General features: G+C 72.5%; 24 protein-coding genes. 13 read left to right on the top strand and 11 right to left on the bottom strand.

Going from position 1 to position 19,559, the window contains the following annotated elements:
- Positions 1–71 precede the first annotated feature (71 nt).
- The 5 genes from R2737_02180 to R2737_02160 are packed head-to-tail and all read right to left on the bottom strand — an operon-like array spanning position 72 to position 3,264.
- Entirely contained in the window at positions 72–671 is a 600-nt protein-coding gene (locus R2737_02180) for a hypothetical protein (GenBank protein MEZ5115052.1), read from the bottom strand.
- Entirely contained in the window at positions 668–1,639 is a 972-nt protein-coding gene (locus R2737_02175) for an ABC transporter permease subunit (protein ID MEZ5115051.1), read from the bottom strand. The genes R2737_02180 and R2737_02175 overlap by 4 nt, the downstream gene beginning before the upstream one ends.
- The gene (locus tag R2737_02170) at positions 1,632–2,012 is read right to left on the bottom strand and encodes a hypothetical protein (protein MEZ5115050.1); all 381 of its coding nucleotides are present in this window, start codon (positions 2,010–2,012) and stop codon (positions 1,632–1,634) included. The genes R2737_02175 and R2737_02170 overlap by 8 nt, the downstream gene beginning before the upstream one ends.
- Positions 2,000–2,530 (bottom strand): ABC transporter permease subunit, encoded by a 531-nt coding sequence (locus R2737_02165; GenBank protein MEZ5115049.1) that lies wholly within the window; start codon positions 2,528–2,530, stop codon positions 2,000–2,002. Before R2737_02165 ends, R2737_02170 begins: the two co-directional genes overlap by 13 nt.
- Positions 2,527–3,264 (bottom strand): ABC transporter ATP-binding protein, encoded by a 738-nt coding sequence (locus R2737_02160; protein MEZ5115048.1) that lies wholly within the window; start codon positions 3,262–3,264, stop codon positions 2,527–2,529. The genes R2737_02165 and R2737_02160 overlap by 4 nt, the downstream gene beginning before the upstream one ends.
- Positions 3,265–3,334: 70 nt before the next feature.
- On the opposite strand from R2737_02160, the gene R2737_02155 reads away from it, so the two are divergent.
- Positions 3,335–3,517, top strand: coding sequence for a hypothetical protein (locus tag R2737_02155; protein ID MEZ5115047.1), 183 nt, complete (start codon positions 3,335–3,337; stop codon positions 3,515–3,517).
- 65 nt (positions 3,518–3,582) lie between these two features.
- The gene (locus tag R2737_02150; protein MEZ5115046.1) at positions 3,583–4,440 is read left to right on the top strand and encodes an alpha/beta hydrolase; all 858 of its coding nucleotides are present in this window, start codon (positions 3,583–3,585) and stop codon (positions 4,438–4,440) included.
- 16 nt (positions 4,441–4,456) lie between these two features.
- Here the strand turns inward: R2737_02150 and R2737_02145 are convergent, their stop codons facing one another.
- Positions 4,457–5,446, bottom strand: coding sequence for an AraC family transcriptional regulator ligand-binding domain-containing protein (locus R2737_02145; protein MEZ5115045.1), 990 nt, complete (start codon positions 5,444–5,446; stop codon positions 4,457–4,459).
- A 25-nt stretch (positions 5,447–5,471) separates the two neighbouring features.
- A complete protein-coding gene (locus tag R2737_02140) occupies positions 5,472–6,389 on the bottom strand; it encodes an oxidoreductase (GenBank protein ID MEZ5115044.1) in 918 nt (305 codons plus the stop codon).
- 224 nt (positions 6,390–6,613) lie between these two features.
- Between R2737_02140 and R2737_02135 the strand changes: the two genes are divergently transcribed.
- The gene (locus R2737_02135; GenBank protein ID MEZ5115043.1) at positions 6,614–7,039 is read left to right on the top strand and encodes a hypothetical protein; all 426 of its coding nucleotides are present in this window, start codon (positions 6,614–6,616) and stop codon (positions 7,037–7,039) included.
- 22 nt (positions 7,040–7,061) lie between these two features.
- The gene (locus R2737_02130) at positions 7,062–7,511 is read left to right on the top strand and encodes a hypothetical protein (GenBank protein ID MEZ5115042.1); all 450 of its coding nucleotides are present in this window, start codon (positions 7,062–7,064) and stop codon (positions 7,509–7,511) included.
- A 13-nt stretch (positions 7,512–7,524) separates the two neighbouring features.
- Here the strand turns inward: R2737_02130 and R2737_02125 are convergent, their stop codons facing one another.
- Together R2737_02125 and R2737_02120 are read right to left on the bottom strand one after the other, a co-directional pair.
- Positions 7,525–8,211, bottom strand: coding sequence for a YrhK family protein (locus R2737_02125; protein ID MEZ5115041.1), 687 nt, complete (start codon positions 8,209–8,211; stop codon positions 7,525–7,527).
- Between the two features lie 39 nt (positions 8,212–8,250).
- The gene (locus R2737_02120; protein ID MEZ5115040.1) at positions 8,251–8,658 is read right to left on the bottom strand and encodes a cupin domain-containing protein; all 408 of its coding nucleotides are present in this window, start codon (positions 8,656–8,658) and stop codon (positions 8,251–8,253) included.
- Between the two features lie 257 nt (positions 8,659–8,915).
- Here R2737_02120 and rsgA point away from each other — a divergent pair, with 257 nt between their 5' ends.
- The 6 genes from rsgA to R2737_02090 all read left to right on the top strand — a co-directional run bounded on the left by rsgA (position 8,916) and on the right by R2737_02090 (position 14,380).
- Entirely contained in the window at positions 8,916–9,959 is a 1,044-nt protein-coding gene (gene rsgA / locus R2737_02115; GenBank protein ID MEZ5115039.1) for a ribosome small subunit-dependent GTPase A, read from the top strand.
- Positions 9,960–9,974: 15 nt separating this feature from the next.
- A complete protein-coding gene (locus R2737_02110) occupies positions 9,975–10,319 on the top strand; it encodes a thioredoxin family protein (protein MEZ5115038.1) in 345 nt (114 codons plus the stop codon).
- Positions 10,320–10,374: 55 nt separating this feature from the next.
- Positions 10,375–11,319: an ABC transporter ATP-binding protein gene (locus R2737_02105; protein ID MEZ5115037.1), complete on the top strand. Its 945-nt coding sequence runs from the start codon at positions 10,375–10,377 to the stop codon at positions 11,317–11,319.
- Positions 11,316–12,914 (top strand): hypothetical protein, encoded by a 1,599-nt coding sequence (locus tag R2737_02100; GenBank protein MEZ5115036.1) that lies wholly within the window; start codon positions 11,316–11,318, stop codon positions 12,912–12,914. Before R2737_02105 ends, R2737_02100 begins: the two co-directional genes overlap by 4 nt.
- Positions 12,915–13,034: 120 nt before the next feature.
- Entirely contained in the window at positions 13,035–13,961 is a 927-nt protein-coding gene (locus R2737_02095) for a patatin-like phospholipase family protein (protein MEZ5115035.1), read from the top strand.
- A 26-nt stretch (positions 13,962–13,987) separates the two neighbouring features.
- A complete protein-coding gene (locus R2737_02090) occupies positions 13,988–14,380 on the top strand; it encodes a DUF2237 domain-containing protein (protein MEZ5115034.1) in 393 nt (130 codons plus the stop codon).
- Between the two features lie 39 nt (positions 14,381–14,419).
- On the opposite strand, the gene R2737_02085 is transcribed toward R2737_02090, so the two are convergent.
- Positions 14,420–15,745, bottom strand: coding sequence for a wax ester/triacylglycerol synthase family O-acyltransferase (locus R2737_02085; protein ID MEZ5115033.1), 1,326 nt, complete (start codon positions 15,743–15,745; stop codon positions 14,420–14,422).
- Between the two features lie 186 nt (positions 15,746–15,931).
- On the opposite strand from R2737_02085, the gene R2737_02080 reads away from it, so the two are divergent.
- Complete coding sequence (locus tag R2737_02080) at positions 15,932–17,071, top strand: LamG-like jellyroll fold domain-containing protein (protein MEZ5115032.1); 1,140 nt, start codon at positions 15,932–15,934, stop codon at positions 17,069–17,071.
- A gap of 14 nt (positions 17,072–17,085) precedes the next feature.
- Here R2737_02080 and R2737_02075 read toward each other — a convergent pair whose 3' ends face one another.
- Positions 17,086–17,382: a 2TM domain-containing protein gene (locus R2737_02075; GenBank protein ID MEZ5115031.1), complete on the bottom strand. Its 297-nt coding sequence runs from the start codon at positions 17,380–17,382 to the stop codon at positions 17,086–17,088.
- Positions 17,383–17,755: 373 nt separating this feature from the next.
- Between R2737_02075 and R2737_02070 the strand changes: the two genes are divergently transcribed.
- Both R2737_02070 and R2737_02065 read left to right on the top strand, forming a co-directional pair.
- Positions 17,756–19,183, top strand: coding sequence for a recombinase family protein (locus tag R2737_02070; GenBank protein ID MEZ5115030.1), 1,428 nt, complete (start codon positions 17,756–17,758; stop codon positions 19,181–19,183).
- Entirely contained in the window at positions 19,180–19,500 is a 321-nt protein-coding gene (locus tag R2737_02065) for a hypothetical protein (GenBank protein ID MEZ5115029.1), read from the top strand. Before R2737_02070 ends, R2737_02065 begins: the two co-directional genes overlap by 4 nt.
- Positions 19,501–19,559 lie beyond the last annotated feature (59 nt).

Below are 19,559 nucleotides of genomic sequence, written 5' to 3'. Positions count from 1 at the left end.
CAGCTCCTTCCGGCTCCAGTGTCCCGTCCGTCGCGGCGCCCTCGGGGAGGGTGCCGCGACGACCCATCCGGCTAGTCGACCTTCTCGCCGGTCCCGGTCGCCTTGACCGCCGTGGCCGTGGCGATCTTGGCGCCCGGGGCGCTCACCTGGATGGCGAAGTCCACCTCGTCGGTGGACGACCGGTAGATGCTGAACTCGTTCTCCGGGAAGTGACCGGGCCCGGTCTGGTTGTCGAAGTACACGGTGGTCTCCTGGCCGGCGGGGATCGTCACCCCGTCGAGCCGCTGGTAGTACGCCTCCGTCTGGCCGGTGACGACGTCCGTCATCTCGTAGTAGACCTCCAGGCCGGTGAGCGGGGTCGGGCCGGTGTTCTTCAACGTCAGCTCGAGCCGGTCATCGATCGGCTGGGAGGTGGTCGGGTCGATGTTGTCCTCGACGGCGGCGTACGTGATCTGCAGGTCAGGGGTGGTCGCGGTGTTGACGATCGGGTTCGACGTCACCGGGAGGACCGGACCCGAGGAGGCGCTGGCGGCTGCCGTGGTCGCGGCGGCCGGCTGAGGCGCGGCCGCGGAGGGCGCGCTGGCGACGGTGCCCGTCGAGCAGCCGGCAACGGCTGCCCCGGTGATGACGAGGCCGCTAGCGGCGAGGACGAGCTTCGTGCGGGTGTTCATGAGCTTCTCCTGAGCAGTCGGGTGCGGGTGGTGGTGAGCAGGGCGAAGGCGAGGGCGGCGGCGGAGGCCAGCCAGAGGGAGACCGCGTTGTTCCAGACGCCCGACCAGGCGACGCCCAGTGGCTGCTGGTTGAACTGGTCCTTGATGCCGAGGAAGGCGAAGGTGAGCCGCTCGTAGTGCTTGGTGACGGACGCGACCTCCAGGCCGTTGCGGGCTGTGTCGAAGCCGGTGAAGTGGGCCAGGACCGCCTTCTCGTCCGGCTTGGCGATGGCAAGGGACGTGAAGAGCCCGCCGGGGACCTGGTTGTCGGGATCCATGGTGTCGCCGATCTGCGGGACGATCAGCACGACAGTCAGCCAGAGTGCGAGCGAGATGATCAGTGCTGTGCTCAGGCGTCGGGTGGACGCGGCCAGCCCTACGGCGAGCGCACTCCACATGACCAGGTAGAGCCACGACGTGACCGCAGCGATCAGCAGGCGCTGGACGTCGATGAGCGCGAAGGTGGCGTGCCCCACGACCGCGACGGTGAGCGTCACGGCCACGAAGATGACCAGCACGGCGAACAGCCACGCCACGGCGAGCGCGATCAGCTTGCCCGCAGGGACCGCGAGCCGGCCGATCGGGCGGCTGCACAGCAGCTGGATCGTGGCCCGCTGCTTCTCCTTCGCGATCACGCCGTAGCCCATGACGATCGCGAACAGCGCGCCGAGGATCTCCAGGTACTCGATGGAGCCGCGCAGCAGCTGCAGCGGGAAGAGCTGGGGCGGAGCCGGTGGCGTGGTGTTGCCGGCCGCCTGGAGGGCAGCCAGGTAGGCCCGGTACGCGTCCAGCTTCGCGCCGAACTGCGTCGCGGAGACGACGACGGAGATGACGACGGCGATCAGCACGAAGCCGAGGACCGCGAGGAGGAACCTGTTGCGCCGCAGGTCCAGGATCTCCTTGCGGGCGATGACGAGTGCGCTAGTCACGAAGGGCTCCTCGGATCCGGTCGCGTCGGGTGAGCAGGAGAGCGACGACGCCGGCTCCCAGCGACGCCGCGATCACCATCAGAGCCGTGGGAAGGCTGCCGGTGGCAGCCGGGTCGGACAGGATCTGACCGCTGGCTTCCTTGAACTGCTCGGTGACGGAGAGGGGGTGCACGGCGGCATTGAGGGCGTCGAATGCTCCGCCCGGCACGAGAACCGCGGGGACCGGATTCAGCAGGGAGACCGGATTCGCGGACGTCCCGATCTGTGGCAGCACGAACGCTGCGATGCTCCACAGGCTGATGGGCACCAGCAGCGCGGTCGTCTCCCGAGCGCCGTAGATGCCGCTGAGCATCCCGAGGGTCACGAACACCATGAGCAGGACGCCGGCAAGCGCGTAGAAGGCACCCAGCCGCAGGGTGTCGCCCCAGGCGAGGGTGCGTGGGTGATCACGGAGATGCTGACCCAACTGATGACGGCGACCCCGGCGAGCACCAGGGACAGCCACACGCCGATCCCGGCGAGCTTGCCCAGCAGGTGGGCGCGGACCGTGATGGGCCGGGAGAGCACGAGGTCGACGGTGCGAGCCTTGCGGTCACGGAGCGCGGAGCCGACACCGACCACGATGGCCATGAGCGCGCCGATGAGCACCAGGTAGATCACGGTGTTCCGCGCGTAGTACAGAGGTGTCACGTCCGCGAAGGGGTTCGGTGCCGTCGTGAGCCCTTCCTGGGTCGATGTGACCCAGACACTGCTCACCGTCGAGTTGGTCATCCATCCGATCAGCCCGGACACCGACACCATCACGACGAAGATCGCGAGCAGCACCATGGGCAGGCGCTCGCGCCGCAGTGTGACCAGCTCGTGCCGCGCTGTGGCCGTCAGACCCGTCATCGTGCGCCCGCCGACTCGATCTGCAGGTAGATGGCCTCGAGGGACTCCTCGCCGGGGAAGGCCTCGAGCGTCGCTGCCAGCGAGGCGTGGTGGGCCAGCTCCCCGTGACGGAGGACGCCGATGCTCGTGCACGTCCGGGTCACCTCGGACAGCAGATGGGTGTTCATGAAGATCGTCATGCCGAGGTCGCGGTTGAGCGCGACGATGATGTCGCGGAGCTGTCGGACCCCTTCCGGGTCCAGACCCGATGTCGGCTCGTCTAGGAACAGGACCGAGGGCTCGTGCAGGATCGCTTGGGCGATGCCGACGCGTTGGCGCATGCCCTTGCTGAAGGTCCCCACGCGCCTGTCGTCGTGCCCGGTGAAGTCGAGGTAGGCGAGGACCTCGCGGATGCGGTCGTCCGGTCGGGACAGACCGGAGAGCCGAGCGAAGTACCGCAGGTTCTCCAGGGTCGTCAGCGTGTCGTAGAACTGCACGTTCTCGGGCAGGTAGCCGAACATGCGACGGACCTCGTTCGGGTGCCGCGCAGCGTCGAAGCCTCCGATCTCGATGCGTCCGGCCGTCGGAGCCAGCAGCGTCGTGAGCAGGTTCACCGTGGTGGTCTTGCCCGCCCCGTTGTGTCCCAGAAGTCCGAAGACCTCGCCGGCGGGGATGTCCAGGTCCAGTCCGCGCAGGGCCACCGTGTCGCCGTACGTCTTCGACAGGCCCTCGGCCCGGATCGCGATGTTCACCATGCGCCGGACGCTAGGAGAGGCCTCCCAAGAGAATCCTGAGAGCGGCGCCTCGGCGAGTGAGGCAGACGTGATGCCGGGAGGCGTGGTGATCAGCCTGCGCGACCTGTCCGCCGAGCTCGGCGCGTCCACCGACGAACTCGCCGCGGTCCTCTCGGCCTTGGCTCCATCCGGTCCCACGCACCTGGACCCCGACGCCACCGTCCTGACCGACGAGGTGGCCGACCTGGTCAGAAAGACGTGGAGCCACGCCTGACCGGTGCGTCGAGCCGCCGCCCGGTGCCCACGAGGACGTGAATACTCGGGGGTATGACCGCCGTGATGTCGAGTTTCACGTCCGCCGTCGATGGCCAGGAGATCGCCACCTATGCGTGGAGGAACGTGCCGTCCGAGACCGTCGGGGTGGTCCAGATCGCCCACGGCCTGGCCGAGCATGCGGCGCGCTACGACCGGCTGGCCCGGGCGCTCAACGGCGCCGGGTTCGTCGTGCACGCGACCGACCACCGCGGCCATGGCCGGACCGGGCAGGACGCGCTCGGCGACTTCGGTGAGGCCGGTTTCGACGGGTTGATCGCGGACGTGGCCGAGTTCGGCCGGCTCGTCGCCGCTGAGCACCCCGGGCTCCCGGTCTTCCTAGTGGCGCACTCGATGGGGTCGTTCGCGGCCCAGTCGCTGCTGGTCGACGATGCCGAGCAGTACGCCGGCGTGGTGCTGTCGGGGTCCACGGCTCTCGACGTGCTGGCAGCGAACCTCGCCCAGGCCGAGGGGCCGGTCGGGCTTGAGGCGTTCAACGCCGGGTTCGAGCACCGCACCGGGTTCGAGTGGCTGTCGCGGGACGAGTCGGAGGTGGATCTGTACGTCGCCGACGACTGGTGCGGGTTCGAGACCCCGCCGGAGACGGTGCCGATGCTGTTCGCCGCCGCGGGCAGGCTGGCGGACCCCGCCGTCCTCGCCGGGATCCGCTCGGACCTCCCGCTCCTGCTCGCCTCGGGGAGCGACGACCCGCTCGCGGGGGGCGGTCAGCTGGTCGAGCTGCTCGGCCAGCGCTACCGGGACGCGGGGGTCACGGATGTGACCGTGCTGGTGTATGCCGGTGCGCGGCACGAGATCTTCAACGAGACCAACCGCGACCAGGTGACGCAGGACGTCGTCGACTGGCTGACGGCGCACGCACGCTGATCAGCGCGCCGTCGCCTCAGGCGGTGGCGGCGGCTCGCGCCCGCTGCGGCGTCTCACCCGTCCATGAGTGGAACGCCCGGTGGAAGGAGTTGGGCTCGTCGTACCCGAGCAGGAACGCGATCTCGGCGACGGACAGGTCCCGGTCGGCGAGGTAGTGCCGGGCCAGCGCCTCCCGCGTCCTGCTGAGCACGTCCTGGAAGCTCGTTCCTTCGCCGCGAAGCCGCCGCTGCAAGGTGCGAGTCGACACGGCGAGCTCGCGCGCGACGGCGTCGATGGTCCCGCGACCGCTGGGCAGCAGTTCCAGCAGGCTCGCGCGGACGCGGTCCGCGGTGGTGGCACCCGACTCGAGCTGGGCCAGTCGCCGTTGCAGGTCCGGCGCGAAGAAGTCCCACATCGGCTCGTTCGCGGTGAGGAACGGACGGGTCGCGTCGAGCCGCGAGAAGGTCACGCTCAGCCGGTCGGCTTGGCGGACCCGGGTGCCGAGCCAGTCGGTGACCGCCCGATCGGCCGCCGGCCGGGCCGGACTGGTCACGGCGACAGGCACCACCGGCGAGCGGGTCGCCAGCCGTGCGAGGGCCACCCACCAGACGATCTCCGTCGTGAGCAGGACCTCCGGCGGACGGGGGACCGGCGGCCAGCGCACCTCCAGCTCCAGCCCGAGGTCGGTGGGCGCCACCAGCAGCCGCAGCGGTCCCATCAGCGCCTTGTGCCGGGCGACCCGCGCCGCGGCCACCGACAGGTCTGGGCTGCACAGCGCTGCGAACACCGGGGGCGCGAAGGACTCCACCGAGATCGCCTGCCCGATCCGGATCGGCAGTGCCGGGTCGTCGGCCTCGGCCGACAGTGCCTGCCACAGGGCGAAGTACCGGTCGGGTTCGAGCCACACGGCCCCCCGCGCGAGGGCGTCTCGTGGCAGGTCCGCCCGCCGCAGGATGTCGCCCAGCGACAGCCCGAGGTCCGCGATCAGGACGCGTGCACTGGGGTCCAGGCAGTAGCGATCGTCCACGACGAGCTCCTCGATGCCGGCCGTGTCAGACGGCCAGGGACACTCCGGTCTCGCGCTCGGAGACCTCCCACAGCGTGCGGATCGCCGCGTCGGCGCCCGGCCGCAGCACCGGCAGGCGGACCGCCGGGCCGCGGTTCACATACCGCGGACCGTAGAACTCCCCGCCCTTCGCCCCCGGATCGGTGGCCGCGCGGATCTGCGGCATGGCGCCGTCCTCCACCTCCATGCCCGTGTGCGCCGCCATCCAGACCCAGAACGGGCCCGTCCGACCGCCGCCGCCCTCGGCGACTGTGGTGGTCTGGAGGTCGCTGTGGGACAGGCCCGGGTGGGCCAGCAGGCTCAGGGCGTCGACCCCGGCGCGGTCGAACTCGCGCTGCAGCCCGAGGGCGAAGTGGTAGTTGGCCAGCTTGGAGTGCCCGTAGGCCCGCCACGGCTCGTACTTGCCGCGCAGGTGCGGGTTCTCCGGGTCCACGGGTCGACCCATGTGGTGCGCGGTCGATGTCACCGTGACCACCCGCCCCTGCGGGGCAGCCAGGATCGCGGGCATCAGCAACGCGGTGAAGGTCCAGTGCCCCAGGTGGTTCACGCCGAACTGCATCTCGTAGCCGTCCTCGGTCTGCCGCTCGGGCATCGCCATCAGGCCGGCATTGTTGACCAGGATGTCGATCCGGTCGTGGGTGGAGAGGATCTGCTCGGCGGCCTTGCGTACCGACGCCTGCGACGCCAGGTCCAGCTCGACCAGCTCCAGTGACGCATCGGGGTCGGCGGCCCGGATCTCCTCGACCGCGCGCGACGCCTTCTCCTGGTTGCGCACCGCCATCACGACGTCGGCGCCCTTGCCTGCCAGGACCTTGGCGGTCTGCAGCCCGAGGCCGCCGTTCGCCCCGGTCACCACTGCGGTCCGGCCGGTGAGGTCGGGTACGGAGTCGGCGGTGTAGCTCATGGCGGGGAGTCCCTTCGGGGTTCGCATTGGTCGTCTCGGCTGGGACCAGCATGGGGCCGCTGCCGACACTCGGCATCATCAGATCGCGCCAGGCCGTAACCCGATAGCGCCATCGAGCGGCAGCACGCTGGGAACCCCGGGACTTCGGGCGCTCCCCCTTTGTCCGTGGGTGTCGACCCGGCCGGAGGGTTAGAGTGCCCCGTCCGCAGCGGTGAGGAGTCGCGATGAGCGGAAGCGGAACCGTCGACGATCCCTGGGTCTTGACCACGCCCCCCGGGTCCTCGCAGTACACGATGCATCGAGACGCGGACGCCGACCCGCCCGCCCTCGTGTGCCAGGTGGGGTCGACGACCCTGCGGTACCACCTGAGTGCGATCGAGGACCTGCACGCCATGCTCGTCGCCGCGGGCGACTGGGTGCCGCTCGGCGCGTCGGACGAGAAGAAGGAGCCGCCCGAGGGCTCCGTCGAGGCCTGGGGCCGCTCACCCGACAACCCCGTAGGCGGGTGGTACGGGCTGCGCAAGGGCTACCGGGGTCGCTTCGGCATGTACCTGCCCCCGCTGCTGGAGGAGCTCGGTCTCATCGAGCTGGAGCACAACCCGCGCAACAACCGGGCGCGGGCACTGCCGGACGTCGCACCCCGCGACTGACGCCGCGTCAGGGAGTCATGCCATGCCCGCGAAGAAGGCCCCGACCGGGAACGACGGCTTCACCGCCGAGGAGCGGGCCGCGATGAAGCAGCGCGCCGAGGAGCTCCGCGCCGAGGGGAAGAAGGGCGCGAAGGCGGCCGACGGCCTGCAGGCGGTCCTGGACCAGATCGCGAAGATGGCTCCGGAGGACCGCGCGCTCGCCGAGCGCGTGCACGTGACGGTGACCGCCACCGCCCCGGACCTGCAGCCGAAGACCTGGTACGGGATGCCGGCCTACGCGAACGCGGACGGCAAGGTGGTCGTGTTCTTCCAGGACGCGGGCAAGTTCAAGTACCGCTACTCGACCCTCGGCTTCCAGGAGGCGGCCCAGCTCGACGACGGCGACCTGTGGCCGGTGTCCTACGCGATCCTGAGCTGGACGCCCGCGGTGGAGAAGAAGGTCGTCGCGCTGGTGAAGGCCGCCGCGTCGTAGTCCGGCGCTGTCCTCAACCGCGCCCTGCGGACGACCGCGGCGGCACCAGCAGGGCCGCCCCGGCCAGGAAGCAGACCGCGCCGAACAGCGTGCCACCGTTGGCCCACCGGGTGTTGAGGAGCTGGTCGTCGGCGGGCACCAGGTAGGCACCCACCGCGGAGAACCCGAAGGCGACCGAGCCGAGCATGTTCAGCGCCGCGATTGCCCACGAGCGGTCCCGCACGTGCGTGTGCCGGCGCCGCCGGACCTCGGGTGCGTACGCCATCCCGCTGGCGACCAGGAAGAGGATCGAGCCCAGCAGGTCCGGGCGCCACACCAGCGCGTAGGGACCGGTCCCGCCGGCAGCGTCCACGGCTGCCCGGAAGGTGCTGATGTTGAAGGCCAGCGTGCCCAGCAGCTGTAGTGCCGAGGCGGTCCAGTCCGCGGTCCGCGGGCGCAGGATGGCACCGAACCAGCCCCGACCCGTGCCGTCGGGCGGGGGCGGCAGTTCCTCGCGTGAGCTGAGGAACTGCAGCCAGCCGGCGCCGGTGAAGAATACCGACCCGAGGAAGAACGTCCAGCCGGCGACCGCAGGGCTCAGCCGCGACATCAGGCTCAACGGCACGCCCAAGGCGAACAGCGCCGAGCCCACCATGAAGCCGTACGCCGTCGCGCGCTGTCGCCGGTCGCGACGTGCGTCGAGTTCGTGCGGTGACGGCATACCGGGATTGAACCGTGCGGAGGGCGACGCCGGCGAGGTTCACTCGGTTCCGGGGTGCGCGGCCTCCACCGCAGTGGCGTACTCGTCGTCGGTGACCAGGGGGCCCCACCTGGTGGCGTCGCCCTCCCACATCGCCAGGTGGGCCATGAACCGGTCGGGCAGCGCCCCGTGCCAGTGCTCCTCGCCGGCGGGCGTGTGCACCGTGTCCCCCGCGCGCACGGGGATGACGTGCTCGTGGGTGGCGACCACCCCCGCGCCGTCGGTGACGTGCAGGGTCTGACCGAGGCTGTGGCTGTGCCAGGCCGTGCGGGCGCCGGGGGTGAACCGTACCCGGTTGACGCGGATGCGGGACTCGCCGTCGCCGCGGGCGAGGACGTCGACCCAGACGTCGCCGGTGAAGCGCTCCGCCGGTGCCTTCGTGGTGGGCCGTGCGGGCACGGACTCCATGCGTACCTCCCTCGACCGGTGGCACGACCGTAACGACGAGGTGCCCCGACGGCACCCCGATCCGCGGGCACGTGCCGCAAGTCGTTCGACACCCGGCCCGTCGGCGCCTACCGTCGGAGCAGGCCCGACCCCCGACCCGAGAGGAGCCGTCATGACCGCCCGGATCCCTCGCGTCCGTACGCGCTGACGGCGACCACCCGGCCGGCCGACGTACGGACGCCCGAGTCCTCCTCCCGTCCACGTCCCCGGAGCCCACGTTGTCCGTCACCTCTCTCGACGACCTCGGCTGGCAGTTGCAGCCGCAGGACCACCTCGAACCGCACACCCACCCCGACCACCGGCATCCCGCCCGGGTGGTCCAGCAGGGCCGCGGCGCCTGGCACGTCCACGACGGCCAGCACACCCGGGTCGCCCGGCTGCGTTCCCGTTCCACCGCCGAGCCGGTCGCCGGCGACTGGGTGCTGATCCAGGTCGAGGACGACCGCGACGCCTGGATCGAGTCCGTCCTGCCCCGGCGTACGTCCCTCGCCCGCGTCGTCGCCGGTCCCCGCAGCGAGCCGCAGGTCATCGCCGCGAACGTCGACCTGGTGGGCATCTGCACGCCGGCGGACGCGGTGAACCCGCGCCGGCTCGAGCGCGAGCTGACCGCGGTGTGGGAGTCCGGGGCCCGGCCGGTCGTGGTGGTCACGAAGACCGACCTCGTCCCCGACCCCGAGGTGGTCGTCGCCGACGTGGCCCCGGTGGCGCTGGGCGTGGAGGTCATCCCCGTCACCGTGACGACGGCGGGCGGTGCGGCGCCGCTCGCGGGTGCGCTGGGGCCCGGGGAGACCATGGCCCTCATCGGGCCGTCCGGGGTCGGCAAGTCCAGCCTGGTCAACGCACTGGTCGGCGAGCAGGTCCTGGCCACGACCGACGTGCGTGCCGACGGCAAGGGCCGTCACACGACCACGAGCCGGCATCTCGTGCCGCTGCCCACGGGCGGCCTGCTGCTGGACACCCCCGGGATGCGGGAGTTCGCCCCGTGGGCCTCGCAGGGCGCGCTTGCCGACGCCTTCGCCGACATCGACGAGCTGGCGGACGGCTGCCGGTTCTCCGACTGCCGGCACGACGTGGAGCCCGGGTGCGCCGTCCTGGCCGCCGCCGAGAACGACCCCGCGGTGGCGGAGCGGCTGGCGTCCTGGCGAGCGCTGCAGCGCGAGCTGGCCTGGCTGGAGCGCCGCAACGACGCCCGGCTCATGGCGGAGGAGCGTCGGCGCTGGGCGAGCATCATGCGTAGCGCACGCGGTCAGATCAGGCCCTGATCCCGGAGGTGAGCGGTGGGCGGTGAGGTCATCGAGGTCCTGGACGAGGACGACGACCTGCAGGCGCACGTCCTCACGCCGGGACTGACGGTGCTCGACTTCACCGCGGACTGGTGCCCCCCGTGCCGCCGGTTCGCCCCGGTGTTCGACGCCAGCGCCGGCCGCCATCCGGACGTCCGCCACGTGCGCGTCGACGTCGACTACCGTCCGGACCTGGCGGCGGACTTCGACGTACGCGGGATCCCCACGACGGTGGTCCTCCGGGACGGCGTCATGGTCCGCTCGGTGTCCGGTGCCCTGGACCGGCACGGACTCGATGAGCTCATCGACTCGGCCCGGGCCGGGGAGGTCTCCGCGTAGCGCGCGGCCGCCCATGCCGGCCGTGGTGGCCGATCCCGCTGCCACACTGCCGGGTATGAGTGCGAAGGTGGAGGTGGCCGGCCGGCCCGGTGGCACCGACGTCGTCGAGGTCGAGGGGCTGGAGAAGTCGTACGGGGCGTTCCGCGCACTCGACGGACTGGACCTGCGGGTCGCGCGCGGTGAGGTCCACGCGTTCCTCGGCCCCAACGGAGCCGGGAAGTCAACGACGATGCGGGTGCTGCTGGGGCTGCTGAAGGCCGACGCCGGCCGGGTCAGCGTCCTGGGCCTGGACCCCTGGCGTGACGTGGAGGACCTGCACCGGCGGCTGGCGTACGTGCCCGGTGACGTCAGCCTGTGGCCCGGGCTCACCGGCGGGCAGGCGATCGACCTGCTCGGGAAGCTGCGCGGCGGCCTGGACGAGGAGCGCCGGACCCGGCTGGTCGAGCGGTTCGAGCTGGACACCACCAAGCGCGGGCGGCAGTACTCCAAGGGGAACCGGCAGAAGGTCGCGCTGGTCGCGGCGCTGTCGTCCGACGTCGAGCTGCTGCTGCTCGACGAACCCACGTCGGGCCTGGACCCGTTGATGGCCGCGGTGTTCCAGGAGGAGGTCGCGACCGAGAAGGCCCGCGGCCGCAGTGTCCTGCTGTCCAGCCACATCCTCAGCGAGGCCGAGGCGCTGGCCGACCGGGTGAGCATCATCCGGGACGGCCGCATCGTCGACAGCGGGACCCTGCAGCAGCTGCGCAGCAGGGCCCGGTCCACGATCCGGGCGACCCTGACCAGTCCGCCTCCCGCGCTGCCGGACTGGCCCTTCGCCCCGGACGCGCACCTCGACGGCGCCGTGCTCACCGCCAGCGTCGACGACGCGGACATCAACCGGGCCATGTCCGTGCTGGCCGGGCACGGCATCGCGTCGCTGTCGGTCACGCCGCCGTCGCTGGAGGACCTCTTCCTGCGCCACTACGACCTCGATGCAGGTACGACGACGGGCTCGTCGTGAGCCGGCCCCGGGTGACCGGCGCCCGGACGCTGCTCCCGGTCGCCCTGCACCAGAACGCGCGCGTGATCGCCCCGTGGGTCGTGCTGATCTCCGCCCTGTCCGCGTCGTCGATCCTCGCGTACTCCCTGGTCTTCCCCGACCCGCAGGAGCGGATGTCGTTGGCGCGCAACGTCGCAGCCAATCCCGCCCTGGCCCTCATCTTCGGTCGGGCGCAGGACCTGATGACGGCGGAGGGGTTCAACACCTGGCGGGCCGGGATGCTCGGCGCGTTCTTCGCCGGGCTGATGGCCATCGTCATCGTCGTACGCAACAGCCGAGCGGACGAGGACTCCGGGCAGGCGGAGCTGCTGGCCGCCAACGTGATGTCGCGGCCCACCCGTCTGGTGGTGGCGGTCGGCCTGGCCGCGATCGCGTCGGTGGCGCTGGGTCTGCTCAGCTGGCTGGTCACCATGGCGTTCGGCGGCAACCCGGTCGACAGCCTGCTGCTCTCGGCGACCTTCACCGCGTCCGCGCTCGTCTTCGCCGGCGTGGCCGCGGTGTGCGCGCAGCTCGGGTCGGACGCGCGCAGTGCCAGCACCCTGGCCATCGCAGTCCTGGGTGGGCTGTTCGTGCTGCGCGGCTACCTCGATGCCAGCGACACCGGCGAGTGGGCGACCTGGGTCACGCCGTTCGGCTGGCTGGCCCGGGTCGCCCCCGCGACCGACAACGAGCCGTGGCCGCTGCTGCTCGCCCTCGCGCTGGCGCTGCTGCTCGTGGCCGTGGCCTTCGCCCTGCAGGCGCGACGGGACTTCGGCGTGGGACTGATCCCGCCCCGCCGCGGGCCCGCCCGCGGCGGCTGGGAGGCCACTCTCGGCGGGCTCGTCGTGCGTCTGAACGCCGCGACGGTGGTGACCTGGCTGTTGGCGTTCGTGGTCCTCGGCATGGTCTTCGGGTTCCTGGCCACCGCCGTCGGTGACGTCCTGGGCTCCAACCCCGCACTGGCGCAGGCCATGGCCGGCGGGCTGGTGACCGAGGAGGACCTCACCGCGCAGTTCCTCGCGACCGTGCTGAGCCTGGCCGGCATCATTGCGGCCATCTGCGGCGTGCAGGTCGCGATGCGCATCCACGCCGAGGAGGGCGCGGAGCGGCTGGACCCGGTGCTCGCGGGCTCGGTCACGCGACCGCGGTACCTCCGCTCGAACCTGGTGGTCGCCCTGGCGGCTCCCGCTGTCGCGCTGGTGATCGCGGGCACCATCGTCGCGTCCGTGGCGTCCGGCCCGGCGGCGCTCTCCTGGGGCCAGGTGTTCGGGCAGGCGCTGGCCACGATCCCTGCGACGTGGGTGCTGGTGGCGCTGTCCCTCGCGGTCGTCGGGGCCCGCCCCCAGGTGCGGCTGGCGGCATGGCTGGCGGTGGTGGCCGCGTTCGCGTTGACCATCCTCGGTCCGCTGTTCCGGCTGTGGGACTGGATCCTCGGCATCAGCCCGTTCTGGCACGTACCGAACGTCACGGCCACGGCCCCGGACTGGTCCGGGCTGCTGTGGCTGTTCCTGGCCGTGGGTCTGTTCACGGCGGTGGCCTTCGCCGGCTTCCGGCGCCGGGACATCGCCCTGCGCTGAGGCCCCGGAGCAGGCCCTTCGGCCCTCGCCAGGTACCCACCCGGGTGTCAGGGTCGGGGCAGACCGGCCGGACCGCACCGACGAGCGGACCGGCTCGAGGAGCGGTCGACGGGAGGCGTCGTGGCCATCAGCCCCCTGGGCAGCCTGACGGCGAGCGCCCGTGCGACGCTGCGCTCCCGCTCGACCACGGCCGCCGTCGAGGTCGACGGCGCCGCGGAGACCGTCATCGTGCTCTCCGGCGGTGCGGCGCTCGGGGCCGCGCAGGTCGGGATGCTGTCCGTGCTGGCCGAGGCCGGGGTCGTTCCGGACCTGCTGATCGGCTGCTCCGCGGGCGCCATCAACGCGGCCTTCTTCGCCACGGACCCCACGATCGACGGGGCCGAGGCGCTGGCGGAGATCTGGCGGGGGCTGTCCACCGCGCAGGTGTTCGGTGGCGGCCGGCACATGCTGTTCAACATGCTGCGCGGCCGCACCGGCCTGTCGTCCAACGCCGGCCTGCGCGACATCGTCCGCTCGAACATCCCGTTCCGGTGGATCCAGGACGCCCCGGTCCGCCTGGGCGTGGTGACGACGCACCTGGAGACCGGGACGACCGTGCTGCACCGCTCCGGCGAGGTGGAGGACATCCTGCTGGCGTCCGCCGCGATCCCGGGCGTGTTCCCCCCGGTCGAGCTCACGCTGGCGCACACGGTCGAGTGGCCCGGCGAGCACGTGGACGGCGGCGTGACCGCGCTGGTCCCGGCGGGCATGGCCGGCTCGTACTCGCCCCGCCAGGTCTGGGTCCTTGACGTCGCCGGCGCCGTCAAGGGCACCGGCACCTACCACCCCGGCAGCCTCGACCCGGTGGCCACCGGGTTCGCCCTCGCGCTCAACGCCCAGCCCAGCATCGAGACCACCCACGAGCAGGGGCCCCGGGTCGACGTCATCCACCTGCCGATGTCCAGTGCGAAGCGGCTGCGCTCCGCACTGGACTTCTCCCGCACCGACGCGCTCATCGACGCCGGTCGGCGCTCGGCGGAGGAGGCCTTGGCCCACTCGCTGTGGTGATGTCCGCGGGCCGCGACAATGGGCGGGTGACCCAGCGCAACGTGCTCGGCGGCGAGCTCGAACCCTGCGGCAGTGACCCGCTCACCGGCTTCTACCGCGACGGCTGCTGCACCAGCGGTCCGGAGGACGTGGGCCGGCACTCGATCTGCGCCGTGGTGACGGCCGAGTTCCTCGACCACCAGCGGTCGATCGGCAACGACCTGTCCACGCCGATGCCGATGTACGGGTTCCCCGGGCTGGTCCCCGGGGATCGTTGGTGCGTCACGGTGGTCAACTGGGCCCGCGCGCACGAGGACGGGGTCGCGGCACCGGTCGTCCTGGCAGCCACGAACGAGTCGGTGCTGGAGTTGGTCCCCCTCGACGTCCTGCGGTCGTACGCCGTGGACGTGCCGCCCGACCCGTCCGCCCTGCTCGGGTGACGCGCCACCGGCCGGGCGGTGCCACCGGTCGAGCCCGAGTCAGCCGGGCGGGTGCAGGATCCGGTCCGTCTCGACCCGCAGCCGGCGTGCGACCTCGACCGCCCGCGGGCCGGCGTCGGGGTCGGTGATGACCGACACGGTCAGCGTGCCGGCGTAGCCGAGCGCCGCGAACGACACGGTCTGGTTGCCCTGGTTGACGACCACGGGGACCACGCGGCGTACCGACGTGCCGAGGATCGTCAGCGGGTGGTCGGGTCCGCGCATGCTCGTCACAAGGGTGTTCACCAGGCGCTGGTGGTCGAGGAAGAACCGGACCAGTCCCAGGGTCGTGAGGACGCGGAAGGACGCCAGGACGAGCGGGAGCGAGCGCCCGTGCGTGGCGGCCAGCCGCTCGCGTCGCAGCGCCGAGACCGTGCGGACCCGTGCCGCGGGGTCGCCGCGGGTGGGCACGGGCATCCGGATCGCCCCGACCGCGTTGCCGGCGGTGCCCTGTCCGCCCGGTCCGGTGACGGCGACCGGGACCGAGACCACGACCGTCGGCAGTGGCGTGCCCGCGCGTTCCGACACGCCGTCCAGCGCCGACGCAGCGGCGACCAGCAGCACGTCGGTGACCGTCGCCCCGTCCCGGTGCGCCGCCTGCCGGACGGCGTCGAGGCCCAGGTCGAGGGCGACGACCTCACGCCGCGGCCCCGTGGGCCGAGTGACCGGCGTACGGGGAGCCCTCGGCGTTCGGCCGCCCCCCATCTCCTGCCAGCCGGCGCGCAGAGCGGGGAGCAGCGTGGGCAGGGCGCGTGCGGCTCGCAGCCGTCGCGACCAGGCGTCGCGCGCGAGGGCTGCCCGGTCCGGGGGCGCAGTGACTGAGGTCGGTGCGCTCACCGGGACGCCGTCGACCAGCGCCCCCAGCAGGAGCAGGCCGTTCAGCCCGTCGGCGAGGGCGTGGTGCAGGACCAGGACCAGCGCGCGCACCGCGCCGTCGGGTCCGACCAGGACGCGTGCGCGCCACGGTGATCGTCCCCTCGGCATCGGTTGCGCGGCCAGGGCCATGGCCTGGTCAACCATCGCGGCGTCGTCCGCGCCCTCGCTGCGGCCCACGTCCACGTGCCCGGCGGGGTCGCGGTCGTCATCGAGCCAGACCCACGGGCCGCCGCCGAACGGGGGGCGCGCCGGCCGGCGGCCCAGCAGGGGGATGCCGCCCAGCCGTTGGGTCATCGCCCTGGCCCACTCCTCCGCCGGAGCGGACGAGGGCTCGAGGAACAGGACGGCGACCATGTGCTGGGGGAACGGACCGACGTCGGACTCCCACTGCATGCGGTCCGCGCCCTCCAGCCGCGCCACCGGCGTCGGCGACCCCGCGGACCTCGCCACCCCGGCATCCTCTCGCAGCAGTGGCTGCCCGGCTCCGAGGTCCCGATCCGCGGCGTGCGAGGTGGTGGTCCGTTCGGCGTGGGGAGCGGATCCTCCGTTCCGGCGTCGTAGGGGGGACGTTGGCCTCTCACCGGCGTCCCAGGCGCTCCTAGCGTGGGATCGCTACCGAGTGCTGTGGGGTGCGCCATGGGTGCGACGTCGGTGTCACGGTCCGGGCGGAGAGCCGCGCACGTCGTGGGGGCGGTGGCGGTCGCGGCCTTGGTCGCTGCGCTGCTCGTTCCGGCGGCGGTGCACGCCGAACCTGCGGCGGACGGTCCCTCAGGTACCGCTGCCCGCCTCTCGGCCGCGCCGCGGGAGTCCTGGCACCCCAGCGGGCCGTACTCGGGCTGGTACATGGATGCCGGTGCGGGCAACACGCTGGTCACGGTCGGCAGCCAGTCGGTGGTCCCCACGATCTACGGCGCCACGTGGGTCACGGGCTGGAACCGCTACGGCATCGGGTTCGACGGCCGCAGCACGGGTCAGGCCCAGTACGTGAAGGTGCCCTGGACCTTCCCCTTCAACGAGGGGGGCGCGGCCAGCATCGCGTTCTGGATCAAGCCGGCAGGGACGGCTCCGTCGTACGAGGTGGTGGTCTGGAGCCGCGGCGGGTTCGGCGCGTCGGTTCCGGATGCCGAGCGGTTCGTCATCGGGTACGGAGCGAACAACGACTTCTACCTGGAGGAGAAGGCGGCCGGGCGGCAGTTCATCCTGAGCTCGTCCGGAGGCATCGACCCGACCGGCTGGTCCCACGTGGCCATCACCCGGGCCCAGGTCTCCGGCGGATTCGACTATCGGCTGTACGTCGACGGGTCGCTGCGCAACTCCCGGGTCACCGACATGCCGAAGCCGGCGTCCCTGGGGGAGTGGTACCTCGGTCGCCGTGGCGATGCGTTGGCCGACGACCCGATGCGCTGGTTCCAGGGCACGCTCGACGAGATGTACACGTACTACCGAGCGCTGACCCCGGCCGAGATCGCGACCATGGCGTCCGGTGGACCGGCACCCGCCGCCAGGCCCGGCAAGGTCACCGGTGTCCGGGCTACGCCGACCCGCGGCCGCATCACGGTGACGTGGAGGGCGGCAACCGGGTCCCCGACCCGCTACACGGTCCAGGTCTCGACCAACGCCCGGGTGTGGAAGCTGGCCGGTCGGACCTCGGGCTCCACGACCCGGCTGTCGTGGACGCGCGGACGTGCGGGCGTCCTGTACTACTTCCGGGTCGCGGCGTCGTCGTCAGCGGGCAGTGGACCGTGGTCGGCCACCGTCCGGGCCCGCTTCCGCTAGGACGCTCGGGTCGGTCAGGCCGGGCGGCCGCGCATGCGCTCGACCTCGCGGTCGATCGCGGCCTGCGACACGGGGCGCCGCAGTGCGTCACCGGCGTGGAACGCCAGGCCGATGCCCCAGAACAGGGTGATCCAGATCGGCCACGGGTAGCTGTCGGTCCCGGAGAGCAGGGCCCACAGGATCCAGAACATCCCGTTGATGATGACGAAGGCCACGACGTGCCAGTAGAAGTCGGTGCGCCGCTTGAGGTTCTGTGCCGCCTGGGCGCGGAGTTCCTGCTCGCTGGTGGTGTACTCGGGGCCGGACGTCATGCGTCCGCTCCTCTCGTCGAGGGGACGTACGCGCTCCAGCCTCCCGCGTGCTGAGCCGGCGGCACTAGAGGCGAAGGCCTCCACGGGACGACCCTCCTGCGGCAGAGGGTCTGTGTCGCAACGGCATGCGCGTCCACCCTAGGTGCGTGAGGGCGGCCGGTGGCTCCACGGGGTGACTTCGACGGGGGTGCGGGGACATCGCTGGAGGAAGGACCAGGGCTCTGTGTCCGGGTCCCAGTACGGGTCCGCGTGCTGCCGGTGCCGGTGACCGCTCGGTGCGGTCCAGACCGCTCGGGTGTCGTCCGTGATGCTCACCCGCCACCGGCCGAATGTCTTGATCCGCTACTATGGGGGGTACAGGAAGGGGCCCGCCATGAAGACCACCCGAGCCGCGATCTACGCCCGGATCAGCCTGACCAAGACCGACGACGACACCGCCGGGGTCGACCGCCAGCTCGCCGCCTGCCGCGACCTGGCCGACGCCAAGGGCTGGACCGCGGTCGGCGAGTACGTCGACAACAACCGCTCGGCGATGACCGGCAAGCGGCCGCAGTACGCCCGGCTGCTGGACGACGTCGAGTCCGGCGGCATCGACGTCGTGGTGGTGTGGTCGGCCGACCGGCTGTACCGGCGGCTGGCCGACCTCGAGGAGCTGGTCGACCGGCTCGGTCGGACCAAGGTCGCCACGGTGATGTCCGGCGACGTCGACCTGTCCACCGCAGACGGCCGGATGACCGCCCGCATCCTCGGCAGCGTGGCGCAGCGGGAGTCGGAGAAGTTCGCCGAGCGGATGAAGGCGTCGTGCCGCCAGCGCGCCGAGCAGGGACGGCTGGCCGGCGGTCCGCGCTGGTTCGGGTACACCGCCGACCACCGCGACCTCGTCCCCGCGGAGGCCGACGCGATCCGCGACGCCGCCGCCCAGGTCGTCCAGGGGGTGCCGCTGCGGCGGATCGCCGCGGACTGGCGCGACCGCGGCCTGACCGGCCCCACCGGCTCGGCGGTGACAGCCGCGACCGTGCGGGCCGCGCTGCTGCGCCCCGACGTCGCCGGGCTGTCCGCGTACAGGGGCAAGGAGGCCCGGGCCAAGGGCGAGCCGGCCCGCATCGTGGGCACCCTGGTCGACCGGCCGGCGATCCTCACCGCCGAGCAGCATCACCAGCTCGTCGCCATCCTCACCTCGCCGGCGCGCACGACCCCCCGCGGCCGACCGGGGTCGACCCTGCTCGGGGAGACGCTGACGTGCGCGGCTTGCGGCGCCCCGCTGGCCGCACAGTCCCGCCGGCAGCGCACCGGACCCCGGGTGCCGACGTACAACTGCCGGGCCGGTCACGTCACCCGCGACCGGGAGCCGATGGACGCCGCCGTGTCCGCCCTGGTCGTGGAGTACCTGCGGCGCAACGCCGACCGGCTGCGCCGCCCGGTGCAGGCCGCCGGCAAGGTCAGCAAGGCCGCGGAGAAGGCCGACCGGCTGCGGGCCAAGCTGGCCGCCATGCCGGCGCTGCTGGTCGGCGACGACGCGATGGACCCGATGGACTACGCCGCCGCCGTGGGCACCCTGCGCGCGGAGCTGCGGGCCCTGGAATCGTCACTGGCCCGCACCTCGACGACCCCGAGCTCGGCGGCGCTGGTCGGCGCCGACGACGTCGCCGCGGCCTGGGAGGCCGTCAGCGTGGAGACGCAGCGGCGCATCGTGCGCGAGCTGGTCGAGTCCATCGTGGTCGACCGGCGCCCGCGCGGCGGGGCGGTGACCGACGCGGTCACGGTGCGGTTCAAGGACTTCCGGGCGGAGGCCGCGGCATGACCCGGTACCGCCTGCGGCTGGTCTGCACCGACCGCGGCACCCACCCGTCGCGCCAGCTCGGCGTGCTGGTCGGCTGGCGCGTGGGCGACGGCTACGCGGTGTCGGTCGAGGCGCACGACCTGACCGAGCCGAGGTCGGTGACGTCGCCGCAGGGGCCCGGCGAGTACGCCGACCGGGCCACCCTCGGACGAACCCATCGGTTCACCTGCCCGACCTGCGGGCGGGACCTGCCGATGAGCCAGGACCGGCTGGTGCGGCTGTTCACCGGCACCGCCGACGCCGGCGTCGACCGGGTCGACGTGTCGCTGCTCCCGTAGTCCGTCGCGCACGTCGGATACACTCGCTTCGTCGGTCGCGGACGGCATCACGTGCCGCG

Source organism: Candidatus Nanopelagicales bacterium, from assembly GCA_041393815.1.
Lineage (GTDB): Bacteria > Actinomycetota > Actinomycetes > S36-B12 > JAWKJK01 > JAWKJK01.
This window is presented reverse-complemented; position numbering and strand designations above follow the sequence as displayed.

Coding starts and splice junctions, on each gene's coding strand:
- R2737_02150 (MEZ5115046.1), top strand. CDS start 3,583: ATGTCGAGTTTCACGTCCGCCGTCGATGGCCAGGAGATCGCCACCTAT.
- R2737_02070 (MEZ5115030.1), top strand. CDS start 17,756: ATGAAGACCACCCGAGCCGCGATCTACGCCCGGATCAGCCTGACCAAG.
- R2737_02170 (MEZ5115050.1), bottom strand. CDS start 2,012: ATGGTGTTCGTGACCCTCGGGATGCTCAGCGGCATCTACGGCGCTCGG.
- R2737_02140 (MEZ5115044.1), bottom strand. CDS start 6,389: ATGAGCTACACCGCCGACTCCGTACCCGACCTCACCGGCCGGACCGCA.
- R2737_02155 (MEZ5115047.1), top strand. CDS start 3,335: ATGCCGGGAGGCGTGGTGATCAGCCTGCGCGACCTGTCCGCCGAGCTC.
- R2737_02120 (MEZ5115040.1), bottom strand. CDS start 8,658: ATGGAGTCCGTGCCCGCACGGCCCACCACGAAGGCACCGGCGGAGCGC.
- R2737_02065 (MEZ5115029.1), top strand. CDS start 19,180: ATGACCCGGTACCGCCTGCGGCTGGTCTGCACCGACCGCGGCACCCAC.
- R2737_02080 (MEZ5115032.1), top strand. CDS start 15,932: ATGGGTGCGACGTCGGTGTCACGGTCCGGGCGGAGAGCCGCGCACGTC.
- R2737_02105 (MEZ5115037.1), top strand. CDS start 10,375: ATGAGTGCGAAGGTGGAGGTGGCCGGCCGGCCCGGTGGCACCGACGTC.
- R2737_02160 (MEZ5115048.1), bottom strand. CDS start 3,264: ATGGTGAACATCGCGATCCGGGCCGAGGGCCTGTCGAAGACGTACGGC.
- R2737_02180 (MEZ5115052.1), bottom strand. CDS start 671: ATGAACACCCGCACGAAGCTCGTCCTCGCCGCTAGCGGCCTCGTCATC.
- R2737_02135 (MEZ5115043.1), top strand. CDS start 6,614: ATGAGCGGAAGCGGAACCGTCGACGATCCCTGGGTCTTGACCACGCCC.
- R2737_02125 (MEZ5115041.1), bottom strand. CDS start 8,211: ATGCCGTCACCGCACGAACTCGACGCACGTCGCGACCGGCGACAGCGC.
- R2737_02165 (MEZ5115049.1), bottom strand. CDS start 2,530: ATGACGGGTCTGACGGCCACAGCGCGGCACGAGCTGGTCACACTGCGG.
- R2737_02130 (MEZ5115042.1), top strand. CDS start 7,062: ATGCCCGCGAAGAAGGCCCCGACCGGGAACGACGGCTTCACCGCCGAG.
- R2737_02075 (MEZ5115031.1), bottom strand. CDS start 17,382: ATGACGTCCGGCCCCGAGTACACCACCAGCGAGCAGGAACTCCGCGCC.